Genomic DNA, 22,180 nt, shown 5'->3' with positions numbered 1-22,180 from the left:
CGGCTTTTCGCCGGTATGCTCGTTGTGGCGGTAATCGCGACGGCCAATGGTGCGGCGGCGCAGACGACCTAGCAAGTCGGCGGCTTCAACGTTCAGTTCTTCGACGAGGGCGATAACGGCGGCGCGGGCGCGTACGTCATCACGAACCAGGGCGGCTCCACCGTCTTGCCCGACGCGGACATCAACAACTTCAGCACCGCGCAGAAAGACGCGATCCGCCGCGCCGTCTTGTACTGGACAGAGCAACTCGGCATGCCGGCGGCCACCGCGCAATCGCCGGTGCTGAGGTTCGTGAATTCCGACTCCTTCGGCATCAACGCCAACGGCGCCTCGGCGCACGATTCGACTCTGGGCAAGGCGAACACGATGTCGCGCATCATCGACGGGGCCTCCCCCACTCGGCCGGGGGGCATCGACGCTCGCGTCTTGATTATCGACACCGGCGGATTCTTCCTCGGCGGTTCCCCCAATCAGGTCGATGGCACCCGGACGCTGGAATCGGTTTCTGTGCACGAGTTGGCCCACACGCTCGGCCTGATTAACCGCAACGTCGTACCCAACGGGGCGGACATCACGGCGCCCGGCACCTTCGCGAGCAATGATCCGTTTACAGACCTTCTGACGAACCAGAGCCTCCCGAATAACTTTGCCGACTTTGCAGGCCCGAACGCCGCGGCCGTGTTCGGCGCCGACGTTCCGGTGCAACCGAATGACACGCACACCCTGGTCCCGTTCCACACGATGACACGCGCCTACTTCGATTCCGCAAAAGGGGTCGAGGTCGACTACCGGAACTCGACCGGGTTCTTGCCGGTCGAGCTGGCGATCATGCGGGACATGGGCTACGACCTGACGCTTTCAGAGCACTTCGGATCCGCGTTCTACCAGGACGGGACGGGACCTCAGGTGACCGCCGGCGCCTCGGCCCCCACCAAGGCTTACGGCGTCGGCGTCTATGTGCAGGCGGACAACCTCGACCTGCTGGTCGGCGGCGACCAGCTTGTTTCGGGACTCAACGGGACCGGCGTGCGGATTGGCGGCGGTCAGGAACGTGTCTTGCACCGCGGGGCCGCGCCGCCCGCGGTCATTGATCCAGCGACTTTTAGCGGCAACACCGTGACCATCGACGCCGCGGTGCGTATTGAGGCCAACGGCGAAAATGGCATCGGCGTGTTGCAAAGCGCGGGCGCCAACAACGTGATCGTGCACCGCGGCGTCATCACCGCGAATGGGCCCAATGGCCGCGGCATCGTGTTTACCTTCGGCGACCAGAACCTGGGTTTCAGCACGGCCGGGGGCGCGGATTATCAAGTCACGTCGGACGACTACGCCAATCGACCGATGGCCGAACGCGTCGATGTGACCGGTCAGATCATCGCGCAAAACGGAGCCGGTGTCGCGTTTGAGATCGACGACTCCGCCGCCTTCGGCGAATTGAACATCATGCAGGGGGCAGACATCCAGGGGAACATCGTTAGCAACACTCGGTCTTTCAGCACCTTCGACTCGGCCTTCTACAATGAACCGGTGCTGAACTTCGGCTACACGCCCGACGCCAACGGCCAGCGCACCTTGACGCCCGACGTCGCTTTCCAGTTCAACTACGATGGCGACATCGCCGGCACGCGGCCGTTCGACGGTCGCCTCCGCGGCGGCGTCACCGAATTGGACGGTTCGGCTACCTTTAGCTCGGTGATCATCGACCAGCCCGCCACGCTCGGCGGAACGGGCGTCGTGGCGGCCTCGGGCGGTCTCACCATCAACGGCGCCGTGAACCCTGGCAACGGCCCCGGGATCGGAACGCTCGACATCGTGGGCAACGTCATCAACTCGGCGACAGGCACGCTGCATATCGACTCGGACTCGACCGGCACGACGCCCGGCGTCAACAACGACTTGCTCCGGGTGACCGGCACGGCCCTGATCGCCGGGGGAGACGCCGAGGTGTCCGGCGACGGGCAGGAAGTCGCCGCCGGCTCGGTCTACACCTTCCTTGAAGCCGATACGCTGACGGTCGTCACGCCGCTGACGTTCACGCACGACCTGGTCAACCGAACGGTCGTGGGCGACTTCGACGGGATCAACTACCGGTACGTCGTGCTTCGAGATGTCGCGTTCGCCGATCTGGGCGAGTCGTTCAACCAAATGAACGTGGGCGAGTACCTCGACGCCGTCGGGGCCGATCCAGACGTGGCGCCGATCATCGACGCCCTCAACGCCCTGCCGTTCGACGCCGACGTGCAGACGACGCTCGATCAACTCACCGGTGAGGCATACGGCACGCAGGTCGCCGCGCGATTGCAAGACACGTCCGCGTTCCTCGACCTGATGACCGGCGCCCTGCGTGGCGACACCGCTTGCCGCACCTGCGCCCGCGTCCGCCCACACACCGTTGGGTTCTGGACGCAGGGCTACGGCTGGGGGTCTTCGATTCAGTCGGACGGCAATGCCCGGTCGTCGCAGCACTCCGCTGGCGGCTCCGTGTTCGGGCTCACCAAGCAGTACGACGACGGATACTCCGGCGGCGTGTTCTACGCCTTCGATGGGATGAGATCCGCTGTGGAGCAACTCGGCTCCTCCATCGACACGGAAACCCACCGATTCGGCCTTCACGCGGAATGCTGCACCTACGAGGGCTTTCTGCGCCTTCTCGCCATGGGAAGCGTCAGCGACTCCAACGCCCGGCGGAGCGTGGCCTTCGGCGCCGGCGGCGCCACGGTAATGGAGCAAAACGCGGCCCAAATGGACGGCTGGGCAGGGTCGGTTGACCTGGAGGGGGGACGCACCCTGAGCACCAAGTACGGCTGTGTGCAGCCGATCATTGGCTGTCGCTACGTCCATCTCGGCCAGGACGCGTTCACCGAGTCGGGCGGCGCCACGCGGCTGTCGGTAAGCGATGTCGACCTCGACATCTTCCGCTCGCGGTTGGGGGCCGACAGCATGGTGCGGCTCACGCATTGGTGGAACACCAGCGCCACGCTCGCCGCGTTCTGGCAGCACGATTACCTCAACCCAGTCGCGTCGTACAACGCGACCTTCGTCGACGCCGACCAGGCCGTGTTCGCCGCGCGGGGGGCCGGCCTCGGACGCGATCGACTGACGCTCGCCCCGGGGCTCAACTGTTGGCAGGGCAACGTGAGGATGTGGACAACCTACCTGCTCGACGCGAATGAGGTGGCGGTGCTCCATTCTGGCGCCGGCGGGATAGAGTTCGTTTGGTAGAGATCCAAGAATGTCGGCCCTCATCGCCCCCCGGTTAGCCACGCATCTAACGAACTGGAACCGCTGAACCTCCCCGCAACCCTAGCTTCACGTCAGCCGGCGGCAGTGCGCGGGCCCATCCGGCTGCCAAGAAACACGGGGCGCTCCGCCACCCCCCGCGTCGTTTGTTCTCTGCCAGTCGCCAGTCCTCTCGTCTATGGTCGCAAGCGGGCTCTTCACGGATGTTCCCCCGGAGCGAGGGCACGGTGGCAAAGTCTCGATCGTGCGGGTAGAAGTCGACCTCGGCCTCGACGTGATCAGGAGACGCCGCCATGCAAATCGCCAACGCGGTCCGCTTGCCATAGAGGACCGGAATGTCGGGCAGTTGCATCCCCGTCATCAGCGTAGGTGCGGATACCGCCTGCAATATCGGACCGCGAAGACTCAGGGCCTTTGCATCAGCCGCGGCGACCTAGAGGCTCGGCTACGGCGCAGAGGTAGACATCACCTCAGCGGGAGCCCCCAGGCGATCGCCGTCCATTGGCGGCGGCGGTGCGAGCCGCTGCTGGGGGCTTCGGCTGACGCCTGCGACCCCAGCCACTCGCCCGGAGTTTGAACGCCGTCGAACCCCCCAGCGTTGACGCGCCGACATACACGATCGCCGCGCGGCGGGCGCAAAAAAAAAACGCGTCCTCCCAAAGGAGGACGCGTCTCTTCATTGGTGGTCGACTCGGGTCGCTTAGGACCGGCGTCGGTAGGCCAGCATGCCGATGCCGGCGCAGAGCAGCAGCGACAAGGAGGCGGGCTCCGGGACGGGCGCCGGGACGGGCGCCGGGAACGTGCCGACGATCTGGACGCCGTTGAGTGCGTGGAAACGCGAAGCATTGCCGTCCATGTCGACCGCGTTGGCGCCGCCGTCGCTGTCCCAGAACGACATATCCGTGGCGTGGGCGCCGGTCCCCGGATTGAAGTGCTCAAAGGAGATGGCGCCGTCGGCGACAATGCCGCGGAAGACAACGTACTCGATGTCCTCGACCAGAAATCCGTCGCCACCGACGACCCCGTCCCAACTCGTGTGGCGGACATCGGATCCGATCCGGACCCCGACGTTCTGTCCGCCGTTGTTGTTGGTGTCGTGGAAGTTGTCGCCTTGGCCGTAGAAGTACAAGTCGTAGCTGCTTCCGGCCAGCAGGCCCGTGATCTGACCCGTCCTAAGGTCTTCCAGGTTGCTGTTGGCCCTGGAAGTGAGGTAGTCCCCCATCAAATCGGCAACCCCGGCGGCGGCGCCAAAATCGACTGGGGCAGAGGGTTATACGCTTGCTCGTTTAACGTAGCGCGGTTCTAGCTTCCGCAGCTCCTGTGAAAGAAGCCTAGTCGTGAGGGTGCTAGCTGCTGTTTCAAAATAGAAAGCGGCCTTCGCGTCCCACCCCTGCCCCCCACGGAGCGAACCAGCGTTGGAGCCGGTAGCGTCAGCGCCCGGAGTAGCGGGGGTTTCACCGCACCAACTCCGGGCGCTGACGCTACCGGCTCGAAAACGTTACGCGAGCCGCTTGGCGAGTGCCTCAAGAATCCGCCCCGACGCCCGTCCATCCCCGTAGGGGTTCGTCGCCTCGGCCATCCGGCGGTACGCGGCGGGGTCGGTGAGCAGCGTGCTGGCCTCGGCCACGATCTTTGCGCGGTCGGCGCCCACCAGCTTCACCGTGCCGGCCGCGACCCCTTCGGGGCGTTCGGTGGTGTCGCGCATCACCAGCACCGGCTTGCCGAGGCCGGGCGCCTCTTCTTGCACCCCCCCCGAATCGGTCAGCACCAGCCGGCAGCGGTGCATCAGCGCCACGAACTCGCCGTACGCCAGCGGCGCGATCAGCCGGACGTTCTCCACGTCGCCCAGCCGCGCGTGCACCGCGCCGCGGACGTTGGGGTTTAGGTGGACGGGGTAGACGAACAGGTGGTCGGCGAACCGCGCGGCCAGTTCTGCCAGCGCTTCGCAGATCGCCTCGAAGCCGGCGCCGAAGTTCTCCCGCCGGTGGCCGGTGACCAGCACGATGGGCCGCTCCGCGAGGTCCGCGCCGGCCTGGGCCAGCAGCGCGCGCTGCTCGGCGCCGTCGTCCCCTGCCCTCTTCTGCCGCTCGAGCTCCATCCCCAGCGCGTCGATCACCGTGTTGCCGGTCACCCACACGCGGTCGGCCCTCACGCCCTCGGCCAGCAGGTTGTCTGCCGCGGCCTGGGTGGGGGCGAAGTGCCACTCCGCCAAGATGCTGGCGACGCGGCGGTTGGCCTCTTCCGGGAACGGCGACGTCAGGTCGCCGGTCCGCAGCCCCGCCTCGACGTGCCCCACCGGCACCCGGCGGTAGAACGCGGCCAGCGCCCCGCTGAGCACGGTGGTCGTGTCGCCCTGCACCAGCACCGCGTCCGGCACGTGCGCGGCCAGCACGCCGTCGATCGCCTCGACCAGGCGGGCCGTCACGCCGGCCAGCGTCTGGTCGGGCCGCATCACCGCCAGGTCGTGGTCAACGCCGATGGCGAACCGCTCGATCACTTGATCGATCAACTCGCGGTGCTGCCCGGTGTTGACCACCAGCGCCTCGAACCGCGTATCCGCGCGCAAAGCCGCGACCACCGGGGCGAGCTTAATCGCCTCGGGGCGGGTCCCCATTAACACAAGCACACGGTGCGGCATCGGCAATGATTCAGTCTTTCAGCGGATCAATCCAGGACAGCCCTTTGACTCTTGAGAAATCTTGATCGCAAGAAACCAACGAAGCGTTTTGGCAGAGCGCCAGCGACGCCAAGCTTGCATCGGTCACTTTCTTGCCGAGCCAACCGGTGTCGATCAAGACGTTCGCCAGCCATTCCCAGTGTTCGGGCGGGTCATCAACGATCTTCACGCTCGGAATGGCGAGCCAGTCTCGCAGGTACGACAATGCTTCGGCCATCGAGAGCGGGGGCGAAAACACGTGAGGACTAGTCGATATCCGGAGAAAGCCGAGCGCAGCGATCCAAGGGAGCCCGATCGGTTCTCCAGAGGCAGTGGCTTCGATGCACCATCGGCGCACCCGCCCATGATTTGGGCTCTGCTTGTTGGCCGCAAAGATGAGCACGTTAGTGTCAATCAGCTTCAACGCCGTCTAGCCTTTGAATCAGGGCCACTTCATCAGAGAGCGCTAAGTGATCGGCGAGCTGGTTCGCCTTAGTAACGTCGCAGAGCGGCTCGCCCATATTGAACGACCGTACCGGGAACGAGTCGCAGGGGGACTCGTCGCGAATCGCGCGTAGCCCGGCGCGAAGCGCGACGTCAACAACCGCATCAACCGCCTCGCCGCGTTGCGCAGCGAGCCGCTCAAACTCAGACTGAAGGTCGGCATGAATCGATATGGGCGTGTCCATGCTTCTATTCTAGCTCCTCGCGAGGCTCGAAGCGAAACCGGCACTCCGGGAAAAGGACGACGCCAATGGCGGGTAGGCTAACCACGAAGGGCACGAAGCATCACGAAGGAACGGACAGATAGTAAAACTAGGGCTCGAAAAAGCCGCCGCCGGGCCGGGCTTCGTTTGCCAGCTTTTCTCTCTTTACTTTCTTCGTGTTCCTTTGTGCTCTTCGTGGTCAAATCGTCCGTTACCACAGCGCCCACGTGCCGGTGGTCAGCACGTAGATCCCCAGCAGCAGGTTGGTGATCATGTGGGCCGCCACGCAGTCCCAGATGTTCTTGGTCTTGAGCATCATCACCGTCACCAGGCTGAACCAGACGGCCGCGGCCAGCTTCTCCGGGTGGGTCATCATGGGCACCAGGGTCCCCAGCGCGATCGCCAGCGGGGTGGCGTGGCCGAAGGGTATCTTCCACCAGTCGGCGGCCTGCACGTAGCGCATCAGCCAGGCGCGGAGGAACATCTCCTCGATAATGGGCACCACCAGCACCAGCCCGAACAGCCGGACCGCCAGGAACGCGGGGCCCCACTTGGGCTGCTGGTCGACCAACGCCCAGGCGTCCAGGCCGGGGCGGGCGGCGAGGCCCAGGCTCTCCACCAGGGAGTGGTCTTCGCCCAAGGCTTCCACGATCTGGGGCTCGATGCGTAGGTAGTAGCACCCGATCCACAGGGCCGCCCCCACTACCCCCACCACCGGCGCCCACACACTCAGCCGCAGCGGGAACCGCCGGTACGCGGGCAGAGCGACCGCCAGCACGACGAGCGTGAAGACAATCTTGGCCGTGTAGACCACTTCGTAGCCCACCGGCCAGACGGGGGTCTCCGGCCCGGGCTCGATGGCGCTGCCGATCATGTAGACGACAAACGGCAGCAGGAACGCCACCCAGGGCTTCCGGACCGCCAGCGGGGCGCCGGGGCCGGCCGCTTCGTGCTCGTTGGGCTCAGGAAAGGGCATAGAATAAGACCTCGGTTTCCGCTTATGGGGCGTTTGGGCAAAACGATCTTCGCGCGCCGGTCGCCTGGCATTACCCTAATCGCCCGGCGGCCCGCCACTAGCCGCGGGCCCTCGATTTGTTACCATACAGGCTTCGGCGTAGTCCGGTTGTGCCGGTCCTGCGCACTAGCTGGCTTACGGCAGCACCCGTCTGACAGCGGCCAACCAACGGCAGCCGTCTAACGGCTGCCCCCCTCCACGTCGCCTTTCGGCCCCCCCGATTGGCCAACCCACGTCCCTTTTTCCTTCCGCCTACCGCGAAGAGCGACCTTTCGAGGCTCCCTATGAACCTGAAGAACGTCCGCAACATCGGCATCTCGGCCCACATCGACTCGGGCAAGACGACCCTCAGCGAGCGGATTCTGTTCTACGCCGGGCGGATCCACAAGATCGAGGACGTCCGCGGCGGGGGCGACGGCGCCACCATGGACCACATGGAGCTCGAGAAAGAGCGCGGCATCACCATCACCAGCGCCGCCACCAGCCTGGAATGGAAGAACCACAAGGTCAACCTGATCGACACCCCGGGGCACGTCGACTTCACCGTTGAGGTGGAACGCTCCCTGCGCGTGCTCGACGGCGCCATCCTGGTGCTCTGCTCCGTGGGCGGCGTGCAGAGCCAGTCGATGACCGTCGACCGGCAGATGAAGCGCTACCACGTGCCGCGGCTGGCGTTCATCAACAAGATGGACCGCACCGGCGCCAACCCCACCAAGGTGGTCAAGCAGGTCAAGGAGAAGCTGCACGCGGACTGCGTGCTGATGCAGATCCCCATCGGCAAGGAAGAGAAGTTCGAGGGGATCATCGACCTGATCACGATGAAGGCCCTGTACTTCGACGGCGACAACGGCGAGACGATCCGCGAAGAGGCCATCCCCGCGGCCCTGCAGGCCGAGGCCGAGGCCGCACGCACCGAGATGCTCGAAGCCCTCTCGATGTACAGCGACGAGCTGATGGAGCTGCTGCTGGGCGAAGAGGAAGTGCCCGTTGAGCTGGCCCACAAGATCATCCGCCACGCGGTGATCGAGCAGGAGTTCACCCCGGTGTTCCTGGGCAGCGCCTACAAGAACAAGGGCGTCCAGCCGCTGCTCGACGCGATCATGCGGTACCTCCCCTCGCCTCCGGAGATCACCAACCGCGCCAACGACCCCAAGAACGAGGGCGAGCGGTTCATCCTCGAGAGCGACCCCTCCAAGCCGTTTGTCGGCATGGCGTTCAAGATCGTCGACGACGAGTACGGGCAGCTCACCTACACCCGGATCTACCAGGGCACCATCAAGAAGGGCGAGGCCTACTTCAACCAGCGCACCGGCCGCAAGGAGCGTTTCAGCCGCATCGTGCGGATGCACTCCGACAAGCGGGAAGAGATCGACGAGGCGTTCTGTGGCGACATCGTCGCCATCATGGGGATCGACTGCGCGTCGGGCGACACCTACTGCTCCGAGCCGAACCTCGCCTCGCTGGAGGCTATGTTCGTCGCCGACCCGGTGATCAAGGTGAGCGTGCAGGCCCTGTCGCGCGACAACTCCGACAAGCTCTCCAAGGCCCTGCAGCGGTTCCGCAAGGAAGACCCCACCTTCCACGTGATGACCGACGAAGAGACCGGCGAGACCATCATCGCCGGCATGGGCGAGCTGCACCTGGAGATCTACGTCGAACGCATCCGCCGCGAGTACAAGGTGGAGGTCGAGACCGGACCCCCGAAGGTCAGCTACCGCGAACGCGCCACCCAGACCTACTCCTTCGACCACAAGCGGAAGAAGCAGACGGGCGGCTCGGGTCAGTACGGCCACATCGTCGGCAAGATGGGCCCGATGGACGACGAGCAGCGCACCGCCGCCGAGGGAGACCAACTGCTGTTCGAGGACAAGGTCACCGGCGGACGCATCCCCAAGAACTTCATCCCCGCGGTGGAGAAGGGCTTCCGCAACCTGCTGACCAAGGGCCCCGTGGCCGGCTTCCCGGTGGTCGACCTGTCGATCATCCTCGAAGACGGCAGCTACCACGACGTCGACTCGTCCGACATGGCCTTCATGCTCACCGCGCAGGAGTGCTTCCGCGAGAACTTCAGCAAGACCAAGCCGGTGCTGCTGGAGCCGCTGATGCTGGTGGAGATCGAGTGCCCCGACTCGTTCCAGGGCGCCGTGGTGGGCAACGTCAGCTCCAAGCGCGGCATGATCGTCAGCACCGACACCGAGGGCGGGCTGTGCAAGATCATCGCCGAAGTGCCGCTGGCCGAAACGTTCGGCTACAGCACCGAGCTGCGCAGCCAAACCCAGGGCCAAGGCACCTTCACGATGGAGCTGTGCAAGTACGCCCCGACGCCGATGAACATCCAGATGGACATCGTCGAGGAGCGGAAGAAGGAACTGCAGCCGGCCTAAGGCTCCGCAGATCCCAATTTCCAAGCCCCAATGACCAGTGCGCGCAGCAATCTGCGTCTCGGTCATTGGGGCTTGGTTTTTTTGGGGCTGAGTCATTGGTAATTCTCGACGCGCCGGGCGCTGCACAACTAAGTCGGGACGGTTCCGGCTCGCCGCTTGCTCAAAACCACGTAGCCCACGCACCCCGGGCGAGGTACTATTGAGCGTATGGCATCGATCCAGGGACACTTCGACGGCGTGGCAATCGTGCTCGACGAACCGGCGAAGCTGGCCGTGGGGCAACGCGTGCGCGTGGTGGTGGAGTCGCCGACCGAAGCTTCGGCGTGCGGAGATCGCTTGGGCGCTTGGAAAGGAAAGTTCCGGATCATCGATTCGGGCGATGAGGTCGTCTTGGATCACTTCCAGGACTACCTGCCTTGACGGTGCTGCGGGATTCCCACACCGTCTTCTGGGCGATGCTCGACGACGCGAGGCTCAGCACCGCCGCACGTGTGATCATCAACGATCGGGACAACCGTTGCCTGGTGAGTCCGGTAAGTCATTGGGAGATGGCGCTGAAAATCAGCGTCAACAAGTACGAGATCAACGACGACTTCGAAGCGATGTGGGAAGAAGCGCTCTCGCGCTTCGACGTGCTCCCCATCGAGCCGAGGCACACTGGACGCTTGATCGCGTTGCCCTTCCATCACAAGGACCCCTTCGATCGGATGCTGGTGGCCCAAGCGCTGGCGGAAGGAATTCCGCTGGTGAGCGCCGATCGCCAGCTCGACGCATACGCGGTTGAGCGGCTTTGGTGAACGCTTCGCGGCTGCGAGACTTCCGTGCGTCAAGTGCTGAACTGGCTCAGAGATCAAGGCAGGGCCTGAGCTTCCGATCAGGCTGGACGCGCACTCCCCCGCTTGCCGTAACTGCGCCCGCTTGCGCATTCTTGTTCCGGCCTACGGCTTCGCAACCGGCGACGGGACGGTCGCCTTGAAATGCTTGACGCTGTCGACACAGGATAACTACCCTGGTCGTCACCCGCCCACTCCCCTCTTCTGCTAAACCGCGCATGAACCCCCTCCTCCCGCTCTTGGTCGCGATCGCCGCCGCATCCACCGCTTCGGCCGCGCCGCGGCCGAACGTCGTGCTCATCATGGCGGACGACCTGGGCTACTCTGACATCGGCTGCTACGGCGGCGAAATCCCTACCCCCAACCTCGACGCCCTGGCCGCGGGGGGGGTCCGCTTCTCGCAGTTCTACAACACGTCGCGTTGCTGCCCTACGCGGGCCTCGCTGCTGACCGGGCTCTACCAGCACCAGGCGGGCGTGGGCCACATGACCACCGAGGGCGCCAACAACTTCGACTACGGCGTCGACGGCTACCGCGGCCAGCTGAACCGCTGCTGCACCACGCTGGCCGAGCGCCTCAAGGAGGCAGGCTACCACACCTACATGGCGGGCAAGTGGCACCTGGGGCACGAGATGGACGACCGCCCGCTGCAACGCGGCTTCGACAAGTTCTACGGCTCGCTCAGCGGCGCCTTCAGCTACTTCAGCCCGCAGGGGGACCGCTACTTGATGCGCGGCAACGACGCGCTCCCCCCGCCCGACCCCGCCGACTACTACACCACCGACGCGTTCACGGACGAGGCGATCGGGTGGATCGAGCAGCAAAAGGACGACGCGCCGTTCTTCCTGTACCTGGCCTACAACGCGCCGCACTGGCCGCTGCACGCCAAGCCCGCAGACATCGAGAAGTTTGTCGGCAAGTACCGCAAGGGCTGGGACGCGCTGCGGCAAGAACGCTTCGACCGCCAGGTCGAGATGGGGCTGTTCGACAAATCGCCCGGGCTTTCGCCGCGCGACGCCGAGGTGAGGCCCTGGGACGAGGTTCCCCAGGTGCAGCAAGAGCAGAGCGACTACCGCATGGCCGTGTACGCGGCCCAGGTCTACTCGGTCGACGAGAACATCGGCCGGCTGCTCGACGCGCTGCGGGCCGCGGGGAAGATGGACGACACGCTGATCGTGTTCCTCTCGGACAACGGCGGCTGCGCCGAGCCGGGCAACGAGTTCGGCGGGGGCGCTTTCCGCGACATCAACGACCCCGCCAAGTACGGCGCGGTCTCTATCGGCCGGGGCTGGGCGAACCTGGCCAACACCCCCTTCCGAGAGTACAAGAGCCACCCGCAGGAAGGGGGCATCGCGACGCCGATGGTGGCCCACTGGCCGGCGGGGATCGCCCACAACCTGCAAGGAAGCTTCGTCCGCGACCCGGCCCACATCATCGACGTGATGCCGACGCTGCTGGAGCTGTCGGGGGCGCCCTACCCCGACCAGGTAGAGGGGAACCTCGTGCCCAAGCCCGAGGGCCAGAGCCTTACGCCGTTCTTTACCGAGGGGTCCCGACCGCAGGCAGAAACCTTGTGCTTCGAGCACCAGGGCGCGTGCGCAGCGCGCTCGGGCAAGTGGAAGGCCGTCGCCCGCTACGGCCGGTTCGACTGGCAGTTGTACGACCTCGAAGCGGACCGCATCGAGCAGCACGACGTAGCGGCCCAGCACCCGGAGATCGTCGCCCGCCTCGACCGCGAGTGGCGCGACTGGGCGCTACGCACCAAGGTGTCGCCGCTGGGGAGCCGCAAGGGGCGGGGCTACGGGGGGTCGAAGTAGTAGCCCACAACCGCAGCCTGGCGTGTTGATGTTGCAGGAATCGCGGCCGCTTACGCGGTCTTGTTCCGGCCTACAGCGAGACATGCCGCCGCCCCAACCAGCGCCAACACCCACGCGCTCGGCTCTGGGATGGGCGCCGTGAAGACGCGGATCCGGTCGAGGTTGGTCGTTGCGCGGAAGCTCACGGTGAGCGTGTGGCGGTCGGGTGAGATGGTGAAGGAGTCCGAGACGGGGAGCTCCGTCAGCGGGAAGTCGAGCGCCCCGGGGGGCCCGTAGTCGACCGTCGGGTCGCCGGCGATGAAGTTGCCGATCAAGAGAGAGCTTGCACGTACCGAGAACCCGCGGATCGGGTGCGGGAACGTGACCGAACCGGCCGCGGCCTCGAACGTATCCGGATCGATGGGAAACAGCTCGGGGTCGAAGTGCAGCAGCCAACTCTGGGCGACGCCGATGTCAGCCGCCGGCGGGTTGTTCAGATCGATCAGTTGGCTGTGCATCGAGTACGCGCCCGGCAGCCCCAGGCCGTCCAGCAGCTCCGGGGAGAAGTTCAGGTCGACCAGGCTTTCTTGGAACAACGCGATCCGCCCGTTGGCCTCGAACATTCCGATGGCGATCGACGGCGGGAAGGAGAGCAGCACCACGTCGCCGGTGGTGGTGGGGAGCTCGTCCACTCCCATCGCGTTGTCGAACGGCGTCAATGCGCCTTGCAGCGGCGTCGCGACGAGGGCCGCGGCGGCAGCGGCGAGCAGGAACCTGTTGTGACGAATCATGAAGAACACTCCGCTGTTGCGTCTTTTCAAAAAGTGGGCCCGTCAGCGACCGGCGCGCCCGTTGAGGCGGGGCCTGCCCACGCGGCCCACATAGTACTGTGCGACGCGCCGCCGGCCTACCTGCGCGGGTCGCGCGATCAAGGGTGGCGTGAAAAAAGCCCCGCCCAGCGACGGTGCGCCGGGCGGGGCGTTCTAGAATCGGTCGCTCAGGCTGTGCCTGACTCTCGATCGCTATCGGTTCATGTCAGGCACAGCCCGACCTACGGCGACGCATCAGCAACGCGGCGCCGGCCAGTGCGGCTAGCGTGAGGGTCGCCGGCTCGGGGACGCCCGTGCCGCCGATGCCGTTTGCAACCTGGGGGACGACGTCGACCCAACTGGTGCCGATCACCAAGTTGTCTGCAAGGAAAACATCCTGGCCCAGAAAGGTGTCCCTCCACCACTTGTAGTCCGACTCGTCAATCAGGTTGGCGCTTGTGCCGCCGTTATAACCGTTGGCCAGAAGGTCGGTGGTCGAGCCGAGTGTGTCGCGCCATTTTGTGTAGTCGGCGGCGTCGTTGAAGCCGTCGCGGTTGTAGTCGCCCCCCGCCGCGTTGGCCGCGATCACGTCGCCCTGGTTGGCCGCCTGGCGCAAGAAGACGTGCGAGATCGTCGCGGGGCCGAGGATGGTGGGCGCCGTGAGGCTGAAGCTGGGGGTCCCCGAGGCGTCCGCGGCTGGATTGACCCAGGCGTCGGCGCTGGTGAAGGCGCCGACCTCGGAGTCGTAGTTAAGTCTCGCGACGAGATAGTAATTCTGCCCTTCGACCAATTCGCCGCCGCCGGCCGCGTAGTTGGCGCTGGGGCCCCCGGTCGCTGTGCGGATCATGAACTCATCGACCGGCGTCGCAAGCGGGTTTCCACGGACGCCAAAGTTGTAGGAGTTGGTGTTGGTTTCGGAGTCGGAGAGGTGCAGCGAGAACGTGTTGTTCGCGCCGCCGAAGCCGCCGTGGTCTACGCGGAACAGGTAGCCGACGTAGAACGTCTCGGCCAGGCCGCTCGAGAGCGCGCGGCCGCCGGCGGGGACATTGATCATCGCCGAGGCGGTGGTGTTGCCCGTGCGGAACACTTGAACGGCCTGCGACCCGCCGTTGATGGGGAGGCCCCCGGCGGGGGTAAAGCTCAGCGGTTTCGCGGAGACGTCGACCACATTCGCCACGGCCAGGCCGGTGGGGGGGCCCCACTCCGACGCGAAGCCCGTGCCGCCGTTGTTGCCGGGGTTGAGCGGGCTGCCGGCCGTGTAACTCTGAAAACTGTCTGTCGCCACCACCAAGGCGTGGGTGGTCTGCGCCCCCGCCAACATCATGCCCGCCAACGGGGCCACGACCCACCGGTTCAATTTCATCGTACTGATTCCCAGCCCAGAGAAACCCAGACCGCCCCCGCACACGGGGGGCGAACAAAAGCACACGCGTTACAAGTCGATATCAAAACGCGACCCGAACAGCTCCAGCGCACCGTCGACGCCTGCCAGCCAGAGCGGGTCGTCGTCGGGCCGGTCCGTCGTGGGCTGGTCCGCCGTGGGCTGGCTCGCTGCGGCAGCGGGCGGGGGGATGTCGACCCGCTGGCCTTCGGTCTCGTAGATGGGGCGGGCTAGCGCGGCGTCTTGCGCGGCGGGGGAGGTTGAGGCGATCGCGCCGGCGGCTGACGCCGACGGCTCGCCTAGGGGGGAGGCTACGAAGCCCGCCAGCGGGTCGGGATCGCTGACCGGCTCGCTGACAATGGAAAGGGCCGGCGCCGGGGCTTCGGCGGCCGAGGCCGCCATCGCTAGCACGGTCTGACCTAGGTTGTCGCGCCACACGCTGTAGTCGGCCGCGTCCACCACGCCGTCCTGGTTGCCGTCGGCGTCTAGCTTGTCGCTGCGGCCGAAGTCGGTCCGCCACACCGTGTAGTCCTGCGCGTCGACCGTGCCCGAGTGGTCGTAGTCCCCCGGCAGGTCGGGGCGGCTGACCAAGATCGCCCAGTCCTCGCCCGCGGAGTTGGGCGCGGCGCCCAGGGCGCGCTGGCCGCCGCCGGTGACCATTTGCACCGAGCCGTTCTGCAATGCGCCGCCGCTGCGCGGGTCGTACCACTGCACCTGGAACACGCCGGTCTGGCCGCTGAGGTTCAGGTTGGTCGTGCCGCCGTTCTTCAGGTAGACGACGTACGTGTCGCCCGGTTTGGCGAACGCGTAGTCGTCCGTGTTGTTGGTGATGGCGTCGCTGGAGGTCATCTGCCAGAACGGCACGTCGTTGTCGTTGAAGAACTCCAGCGCGTAGCGGGTGTAGTCCCACCACTGGTCGCGGCTGCGGAAGTCTTCCAGCGTCAGGTCGCTGTCGTGCGGCGTGTAACCGAAGTACCACTCGTTGCCGGCGCCCCCGCCCATCAGCGTGCCCCACAGGGCGTTCTTGCGGCCGTCGACGTGCGAGTTGCCCGCGTCGTCGTCGGGTCGGATGGCGAACTGGGCGTCGCCCGGCTCGTCGACCGCCACCACCCACTTCTTGCCCGCGGCCGCAGAGCGGGTGACCCACTCCACCACGTCGGCGTGGGTGTCGCTGAAGTTGGCGTTACTCCCCTGCATCGACAGCCCGGTGTACTCCGACGCGGCGCCCAGCAGCGGCGTGTAGACCGAGTCTTTCTGGCCCGGGAAGGTGTGCAGCACGATGTTGTGACGGTAGGGGTCGTTGTCCCAGAAGAACTGGGCGAAGTCCTTGCGTTGCTGCGTAGTGTTGGTGTTCTCTTCGCCGATGTTCCAGTTGAGCGCCAGGTGGTGCGAGTAGCGTGCGATCAGCTCGCGGTAGTAGAGCTTGCGCTGCGTCCCCAGCGCGCCGCCGTCAAGCAGTTGATCGTTCTCGGTCTCCTGCGTCTTGAAGTGCAGGTACATCCCCTGCGTCTCGGCGTGGGCGAAGACGATCTCCCACTGGTCGAGGCGGGAGACGTCGAACTGCAGGCGGTCGGCGCCCCCGGCGGAGTTGTCGTACACCAGGTAGGGGAACACGTTCTTGTCGTCGCCGCCGATGTTCATCGTCAGGAAGCTGATCGCGTTCTGACCCTCGCTGGCGAGGTAGTTCACCGCGCCGATCAAGCCCTTGCCGTCGTCCGGGTCGGAGTCGGCGTCGCCGTCGCCGTCCCAGGTGGGGTCGCCGGGCTGCCAGTCCTGCACGTGCGGCAGGTACTGCTTGATGCGGTTGTCGCTGACGCCGTCGCTCTTGAACGAGCCGTCGAAGTCGGCGTAGGCCAGCAGGTTCTCCGGCGCGTCGGCGCCCTGCTTGAGGAAGTACTCGCCCGTCTCGGCCCACCGCAGGTAGTGCTCGCCGACGTACTCCAGCAGCCCCCGGCCGCGGTTGTCGAGCCCCGTCTTGTCGGTCTGCGAGATGTTCAGCGTGCCGCCGAAGCCGTCGAAGAAGCCGGCGCTGGCGCCCGCCAGCGGGTTGTCGTTCACCGCTACGTTCGCGCCCGAGCGGAACGACGCGGTGTAGGTCCACTCGCCCACCTCGCTGGGCGCGAAGTGCACCCGCCACTTGTTGCCGCTAGTGGCGTGGCTGTTGGCGGCGTTGCCGTCCGCGGCGTAGTAGCCGGGGACCACGAGCTGCTTGCCGCTTGCCGTGTGGGTGAACGTGACGTCCAGCCGGTAGTTGAGGAACGGGTTGTTGGCGGCCGTCTCGCTGGTCTGCGGGCCGTCGAAGGTGATGGTGACGTTGTGCCACGTCATCAGGTCGCCGGTGATGACGCCCGTGTTGTTGGGGTCGACCACCGTCACGGTGACCGTGTCGGTGGCCATCTTGCCGAGGTTGTCGGTCGCCTTGAGCTGGAAGACGTAGAAGCCGGGCGCCAGGTTGCCAACCGTGGCGTCCTCGGTATTGCCGTCGGAGATGGTGGCGGTGTTGGGGCCGCTGATTTGCGTCCAGAGCAGCGAAGCGATGGAGCCGTCGTCGCTGGCGGAGCCGTCCAGCATCGCCGTGTTGTTAGGGAGCAGCACGCTGCGGTTGGGGCCGGCGTCGACCACGGGCGCTAGGTTCGGGTCGACCACGGTCACGCTGACCGTGTCGGTGGCCATCTGGCCGAGGTCGTCGGTCGCCTTGAGCTGGAAGACGTACGTCCCCTCGACGAGGTCGCTCACCGCGGCGTCCTCGGTGTCGCCGTCGCTAATGGTGGCGGTGTTGGGGCCGCTGAGCTGGGTCCACAGCAGCGCGACTACCTGCCCGTCGTCGCTGGCCGAGCCGTCGAGTTCCGCCAGGTTCTCGGGCAGCACCAGGTTGCGGTTGGGGCCGGCGTCGACCACGGGCGCCGGGTTGGCGTTGGGCTCGGTGCTGCTGAGGTGGTCTTGCGGGATGATCACCTCCGATCGGCCCGGGCCCGAGTAGCGCAGCTCCAGCTCCGACGAGGCGCCCTGCTGAAAGTACTCGAGCCGCAGCGCGTGCCACCCGGCCGAGAGCGTGATGTTGGCCGTGTCGGTCGCCACGGTGTGGGTCGACCAGTTGTCGATGATGGGGTTGTCGCCCTGGCCTACGTTGTCGACCCACAACCGGACGCCGTCGTTGCTAAGCGTCTTGAACTGCCACGAGCCCGCCTGGTCGACCAGCACCCAGCCGGTCCAGCGGATAGAGAAGTTCGAGTCGGCCGCGACGCGTCCGCCGGCGCTCGTGCTGAAGGCGCTGCCGGTGGCGCCGCCGAAGTCGATGACCGGGTCGACGTAGGTCGCGACCGGGTTCACGAGGTGGGTGTTATTCTCACCGTCGTCGAAGTACTCGCCCAACAGGCCGTCGCCGGCGAGCATGGCGCGGGGTTCTAGCAATTCCAGACGGAGGATGGTCCGCGACGGACGGGCGCCTACTTTCATTCAAGACCCCTACGCGAGCCGGCCGGAGCAGGCCGCTTTCGCCAGACAAGAAAACTGACATCCAAACTCGACAAGAAGTCCCCGCCAGTCCACTTAGGGGTCTCTTCGCAATACTAACATCGGACAAGGTAAATTTCAACGGATCGGGGCTGAAATCTTTGCGCGCTAGCGGGGGGGCCGGTTCGACCCCGTGCGTTACAAGTCGAAACCGAATCGTGACCCGAACAGCTCCAGCGCACCGTCGACGCCGGCCAGCCAGAGCGGGTCGTCGTCGGGCCGGTCCGCCGTGGGCTGGCTCGCTGCGGCGGCCGGCGCGGGGATATCGACCCGCTTTCCGTCTGTCTCGTAGACGGGGCGGGCTAGCGCGGCGTCTTGCGCGGCGGGGGAGGTTGAGGCGATCGCTCCGGCGGCTGACGCCGACGGCTCGCCTAGGGGGGAGGCTACGAAACCCGCCAGCGGGTCGGGCTCGCTGACCGGCTCGCTGACAATGGAAAGGGCCGGCGCCGGGGCTTCGGCGGCCGAGGCCGCCAGCGCTAGCACGGTCTGCCCTAGGTTGTCGCGCCACACGCTGTAGTCGGCCGCGTCCACCACGCCGTCCTGGTTGCCGTCGGCGTCTAGCTTGTCGCTGCGGCCGAAGTCGGTCCGCCACACGGTGTAGTCCTGCGCGTCCACCGTGCCCGAGTGGTCGTAGTCCCCCGGCAGGTCGGGGCGGCTGACCAAGATCGCCCAGTCCTCACCCGCGGAGTTGGGCGCTGTGCCCAGGGCGCGCTGACCGCCGCCGGTGACCATTTGCACCGAGCCGTTCTGCAACGCACCGCCGCTACGCGGGTCGTACCACTGCACCTGGAACACGCCGGTCTGGCCGCTGAGGTTCAGGTTGGTCGTGCCGCCGTTCTTTAGGTAGACGACGTACGTGTCGCCCGGTTTGACGAACGCGTAGTCGTCGGTATTCGAGCTCAGGGCATTGTCGTTGTTCATCTCCCAGAAGGGGATGTCGTTGTTGTTGAAGAACTCCAGCGCGTAGCGGGTGACGTCCCACCACTGGTCGCGGCTGCGGAAGTCGTTGAGCGTGAGGTCGGAATTGTTGTGGGCGTAGCCGAAGTACCACTCGTTGCCCCAGCCCCCGGCCATAAGGGTGCCCCACAGGGCGTTCTTGCGGCCGTCGACTTGCGAGGTGCCCGCGTCGTTGTCCGGCCGCAGCGCGTGCTGGGCGTCGCCGGGCTCGTCCAGGGCCACCGGCCACTGCTTGCCGGCGTCTGCCGAGCGGGTCAGGTAGTTGGTGACCTTGGTGAAGGTATCGGAGAAGTCTGCCGAGCTGGTCTGCAGCGAGAAGCCGGTGACCTGCGAGCCGGTTCCGGCCATCGCGTCGTAGGGGCCCAGCAGGTCGTAGTGGTTTGAGCCGTTGTGGATGACGACCAGGTGATGGTACGGGTCGTTCTCGTAGAAGTAATTGGCCCACGACTGCTTCTGCGCGGTCGAGGCGTTGTTGATCTCTTCGCCCAGGTTCCAGTTGAGCGCCAGGTGGTGGGAGAAGCGGGCGATCAGCTCGCGGTAGTAGAGCTTGCGCTGGACGCCCAGGTTGCCGCCGTCCAGCAGCAGCTCGTTCTCGGTCTCTAGCGTCTTGAAGTGCAGGAACATCCCCTTCGTGTCGCCGTGCGTGAAGACGATCTCCCACTGGTCGAGCTTAGAGACGTCCAACTGCAACCGATTGGCGCCCCCGGCGGAGTTGTCGTACTGGAGGTAGGGGAACACATTCTTGTCGTCGCCGCCGATGTTCATCGTCAGGAAGCTGAACGCGTTCTGCCCCTCGCTGGCGAGGTAGTTGATCGCGCCGATCAGCCCCTTGCCGTCGTCCGCCACGCTGTCTGCGTCGTGCTCGCTGTCCCAGGCCGGGTCGCCCGGCTGCCAGTCGGCTACGTGGGGCGCCCAGTCCTTCACCAGGTCGTCGCGTTGCCCGTCGGAAGCAAAGCCGCCGTCGAAGTCGGCGTAGGCCAGCAGGTTCTCCGGCGCGTCGGCGCCCTGCTTGAGGAAGTACTCGCCGGTGCCGGCGAACTTCAGGTAACGCTCGCCGACGTACTCCAGGGTACCCCGGCCGCGGTTGTCGAGCCCCGTCTTGTCGGTCTGCGAAATGTTCAGCGTGCCGCCGAAGCCGTCGAAGAAGCCGGCGCTGGCGCCCGCCAGCGGGTTGTCGTTCACCGCTACGTTGGCGCCCGAGCGGAACGACGCGGTGTAGGTCCACTCGCCCACCTCGCTGGGCGCGAAGTGCACCCGCCACTTGTTGCCGCTAGTGGCGTGGCTGTTGGCGGCGTTGCCGTCCGCGGCGTAGTAGCCGGGGACCACGAGCTGCTTGCCGCTTGCCGTGTGGGTGAACGTGACGTCCAGCCGGTAATTGAGGAACGGGTTGTTGGCGGCCGTCTCGCTGGTTTCTGGGCCGTCGAACGTGATCGTCACGTTGTGCCACGTCATCAAGTCGCCGGTGATAACGCCCGTGTTGTTGGGGTCGACCACGTGCACGCTGACCGTGTCGGAGGCCATCTTCCCAAGGTTGTCGGTCGCCTTGAGCTGGAAGACGTACGTCCCCTGCACCAGGCCGCTGAGGGTGGCGTCCTCGGCGTCGGCGCCGGAGATCGCCGCGGTGTTGGGGCCGCTGATTTGCGTCCAGGCGTACGAGGCAATGGAGCCGTCGTCGCTGGCCGTGCCGTCGAGCATCGCCCCGCTGTCCGGCAGCAGCACCGTGCGGTTGGGGCCGGCGTCGACCACGGGCGCTAGGTTCGGGTCGACCACGGTCACGCTGACCGTGTCGGTCGACATCTGACCGAGGTCGTCGGTCGCCTTGAGCTGGAAGACGTACGTCCCCTCGACGAGGTCGCTGACCGCGGCGTCCTCGGTATCGCCGTCACTAATGGTGGCGGTGTTGGGGCCGCTGAGCTGCGTCCACAGCAGCGCGACGATCTGCCCGTCATCGCTGGCCGAGCCGTCGAGCTCCGCCAGGTTCTCGGGCAGCACCAGGTTGCGGTTGGGGCCGGCGTCGACCACGGGCGCCGGGTTGGCGTTGGGCTCGGTGCTGCTGAGGTGGTCTTGCGGGATGATCACCTCGGAACGTCCGGGGCCCGAGTACCGCAGCTCGATCGCGGTCGAGGCGTTCTGCTGGTAGTACTCCAGACGCAGCGGGTGCCAACCGGCCGTGAGCGTGATGTTGGCCGTGTCGGTCGCCACGGCGTGGTTGTTCCATCGGTCGATGATCGGCGTGTCGGCCTGGCCGACGTTGTCGACCCACAGCCGGACGCCGTCGTTGCTGAGCGTCTTGAATTGCCACGACCCCGCCTGATCGACCAGCACCCAGCCGGTCCAGCGGATAGAGAAGTTGGAGTCGGCCTCGACGCGTCCGCCGGCGCTAACGCTGAAGGCGCCCCCCGAAGCGTCGCCGAAGTCGATGACTGGGTCGACGTGCGTGCCGGCCGGGTTCACCAGATGGGCGTTGTTGGCGCCGTCGTCGAAGTACTCGCCCAGCAGGCCGTCGCCGGCGAGCATAGCGCGGGGCTCAAGCCGCTCGAGGTGGAGATGGTTTTGCAACGACCGGGCGCCTGCTTTCATCAATGCACCTTCCACGAGCGGCTATCATTGCCGCCGTGTTCGCGAGAATAGAACAAGAAAGAGATAGAAGAAGACTAGCCGGGCCAGCACGGGCCCTTACGGGATAGTAACACCGGGCAAGGCAATCCTCAATGGATCTGCTCCTTTTTTCCCCGTCGCCCCCGCGGCGGCCGCGGGCCGTTCGGGTCGCCACAATCACTCCCGAGGCCCGCGTCTCACCGTCCGCTTGTCGCATTGTTGCAGTGGTCGCATCCTCTGGTAGGATTGCCGGCGGCGGCGTCGAGACTCGACCGACGCCCAACGCTTTGG

The 22,180-nt window shown here is 66.1% G+C and carries 14 protein-coding genes; 5 read left to right on the top strand and 9 right to left on the bottom strand.

The genetic code is table 11. The annotated features are described in order from the left end of the window. Positions 1-165 precede the first annotated feature (165 nt). Complete coding sequence (locus Pla175_RS00910) at positions 166-3,222, top strand: autotransporter outer membrane beta-barrel domain-containing protein (protein WP_145280407.1); 3,057 nt, start codon at positions 166-168, stop codon at positions 3,220-3,222. A gap of 718 nt (positions 3,223-3,940) precedes the next feature. On the opposite strand, the gene Pla175_RS00905 is transcribed toward Pla175_RS00910, so the two are convergent. The 5 genes from Pla175_RS00905 to Pla175_RS00885 form a co-directional block, all read right to left on the bottom strand. Continuing rightward, complete coding sequence (locus tag Pla175_RS00905) at positions 3,941-4,462, bottom strand: PEP-CTERM sorting domain-containing protein (protein ID WP_145280405.1); 522 nt, start codon at positions 4,460-4,462, stop codon at positions 3,941-3,943. A 276-nt stretch (positions 4,463-4,738) separates the two neighbouring features. Continuing rightward, positions 4,739-5,878 carry a non-hydrolyzing UDP-N-acetylglucosamine 2-epimerase gene (gene wecB / locus Pla175_RS00900; protein ID WP_197527181.1) on the bottom strand — a complete coding sequence of 380 codons (1,140 nt, stop codon included), beginning with the start codon at positions 5,876-5,878 and terminating at the stop codon, positions 4,739-4,741. 10 nt (positions 5,879-5,888) lie between these two features. Beyond that, the gene (locus Pla175_RS00895; protein ID WP_145280401.1) at positions 5,889-6,320 is read right to left on the bottom strand and encodes a TA system VapC family ribonuclease toxin; all 432 of its coding nucleotides are present in this window, start codon (positions 6,318-6,320) and stop codon (positions 5,889-5,891) included. Then, entirely contained in the window at positions 6,307-6,585 is a 279-nt protein-coding gene (locus Pla175_RS00890) for a hypothetical protein (RefSeq protein ID WP_145280399.1), read from the bottom strand. Before Pla175_RS00890 ends, Pla175_RS00895 begins: the two co-directional genes overlap by 14 nt. Positions 6,586-6,814: 229 nt before the next feature. Continuing rightward, a complete protein-coding gene (locus Pla175_RS00885) occupies positions 6,815-7,579 on the bottom strand; it encodes a CAAX prenyl protease-related protein (protein ID WP_145280397.1) in 765 nt (254 codons plus the stop codon). A gap of 323 nt (positions 7,580-7,902) precedes the next feature. On the opposite strand from Pla175_RS00885, the gene fusA reads away from it, so the two are divergent. The 4 genes from fusA to Pla175_RS00865 all read left to right on the top strand — a co-directional run bounded on the left by fusA (position 7,903) and on the right by Pla175_RS00865 (position 12,652). Beyond that, entirely contained in the window at positions 7,903-10,002 is a 2,100-nt protein-coding gene (gene fusA, locus Pla175_RS00880; protein WP_145280395.1) for an elongation factor G, read from the top strand. 207 nt (positions 10,003-10,209) lie between these two features. Then, on the top strand, positions 10,210-10,422 hold the full coding sequence (locus Pla175_RS00875) for a hypothetical protein (protein ID WP_145280393.1): 213 nt from the start codon (positions 10,210-10,212) through the stop codon (positions 10,420-10,422). 2 nt (positions 10,423-10,424) lie between these two features. Next, entirely contained in the window at positions 10,425-10,799 is a 375-nt protein-coding gene (locus Pla175_RS00870) for a type II toxin-antitoxin system VapC family toxin (protein WP_231954598.1), read from the top strand. 254 nt (positions 10,800-11,053) lie between these two features. Beyond that, on the top strand, positions 11,054-12,652 hold the full coding sequence (locus tag Pla175_RS00865; protein ID WP_145280389.1) for an arylsulfatase: 1,599 nt from the start codon (positions 11,054-11,056) through the stop codon (positions 12,650-12,652). A gap of 50 nt (positions 12,653-12,702) precedes the next feature. Here Pla175_RS00865 and Pla175_RS00860 read toward each other — a convergent pair whose 3' ends face one another. From Pla175_RS00860 to Pla175_RS00845, 4 genes are all read right to left on the bottom strand, one after another. After that, the gene (locus Pla175_RS00860) at positions 12,703-13,422 is read right to left on the bottom strand and encodes a hypothetical protein (protein ID WP_145280387.1); all 720 of its coding nucleotides are present in this window, start codon (positions 13,420-13,422) and stop codon (positions 12,703-12,705) included. A gap of 244 nt (positions 13,423-13,666) precedes the next feature. Further along, the gene (locus Pla175_RS00855; RefSeq protein WP_145280385.1) at positions 13,667-14,803 is read right to left on the bottom strand and encodes a PEP-CTERM sorting domain-containing protein; all 1,137 of its coding nucleotides are present in this window, start codon (positions 14,801-14,803) and stop codon (positions 13,667-13,669) included. A gap of 69 nt (positions 14,804-14,872) precedes the next feature. Continuing rightward, complete coding sequence (locus Pla175_RS00850; protein WP_145280383.1) at positions 14,873-18,277, bottom strand: PKD domain-containing protein; 3,405 nt, start codon at positions 18,275-18,277, stop codon at positions 14,873-14,875. Positions 18,278-18,472: 195 nt separating this feature from the next. Further along, a complete protein-coding gene (locus Pla175_RS00845) occupies positions 18,473-21,871 on the bottom strand; it encodes a PKD domain-containing protein (RefSeq protein WP_145280381.1) in 3,399 nt (1,132 codons plus the stop codon). Positions 21,872-22,180: the final 309 nt, after the last annotated feature.

This window comes from Pirellulimonas nuda, assembly GCF_007750855.1.
In the GTDB taxonomy this organism is placed as follows: Bacteria; Planctomycetota; Planctomycetia; order Pirellulales; family Lacipirellulaceae; genus Pirellulimonas; species Pirellulimonas nuda.
This window is presented reverse-complemented; position numbering and strand designations above follow the sequence as displayed.

Bases quoted from the DNA above. Each gene is read 5' to 3' on its own strand.
- Pla175_RS00905 (WP_145280405.1), bottom strand. From the start codon at position 4,462: ATGGGGGACTACCTCACTTCCAGGGCCAACAGCAACCTGGAAGACCTT.
- wecB (WP_197527181.1), bottom strand. From the start codon at position 5,878: ATGCCGCACCGTGTGCTTGTGTTAATGGGGACCCGCCCCGAGGCGATT.
- Pla175_RS00890 (WP_145280399.1), bottom strand. From the start codon at position 6,585: ATGGACACGCCCATATCGATTCATGCCGACCTTCAGTCTGAGTTTGAG.
- Pla175_RS00885 (WP_145280397.1), bottom strand. From the start codon at position 7,579: ATGCCCTTTCCTGAGCCCAACGAGCACGAAGCGGCCGGCCCCGGCGCC.
- fusA (WP_145280395.1), top strand. From the start codon at position 7,903: ATGAACCTGAAGAACGTCCGCAACATCGGCATCTCGGCCCACATCGAC.
- Pla175_RS00875 (WP_145280393.1), top strand. From the start codon at position 10,210: ATGGCATCGATCCAGGGACACTTCGACGGCGTGGCAATCGTGCTCGAC.
- Pla175_RS00865 (WP_145280389.1), top strand. From the start codon at position 11,054: ATGAACCCCCTCCTCCCGCTCTTGGTCGCGATCGCCGCCGCATCCACC.
- Pla175_RS00860 (WP_145280387.1), bottom strand. From the start codon at position 13,422: ATGATTCGTCACAACAGGTTCCTGCTCGCCGCTGCCGCCGCGGCCCTC.
- Pla175_RS00855 (WP_145280385.1), bottom strand. From the start codon at position 14,803: ATGAAATTGAACCGGTGGGTCGTGGCCCCGTTGGCGGGCATGATGTTG.
- Pla175_RS00850 (WP_145280383.1), bottom strand. From the start codon at position 18,277: ATGAAAGTAGGCGCCCGTCCGTCGCGGACCATCCTCCGTCTGGAATTG.
- Pla175_RS00845 (WP_145280381.1), bottom strand. From the start codon at position 21,871: ATGAAAGCAGGCGCCCGGTCGTTGCAAAACCATCTCCACCTCGAGCGG.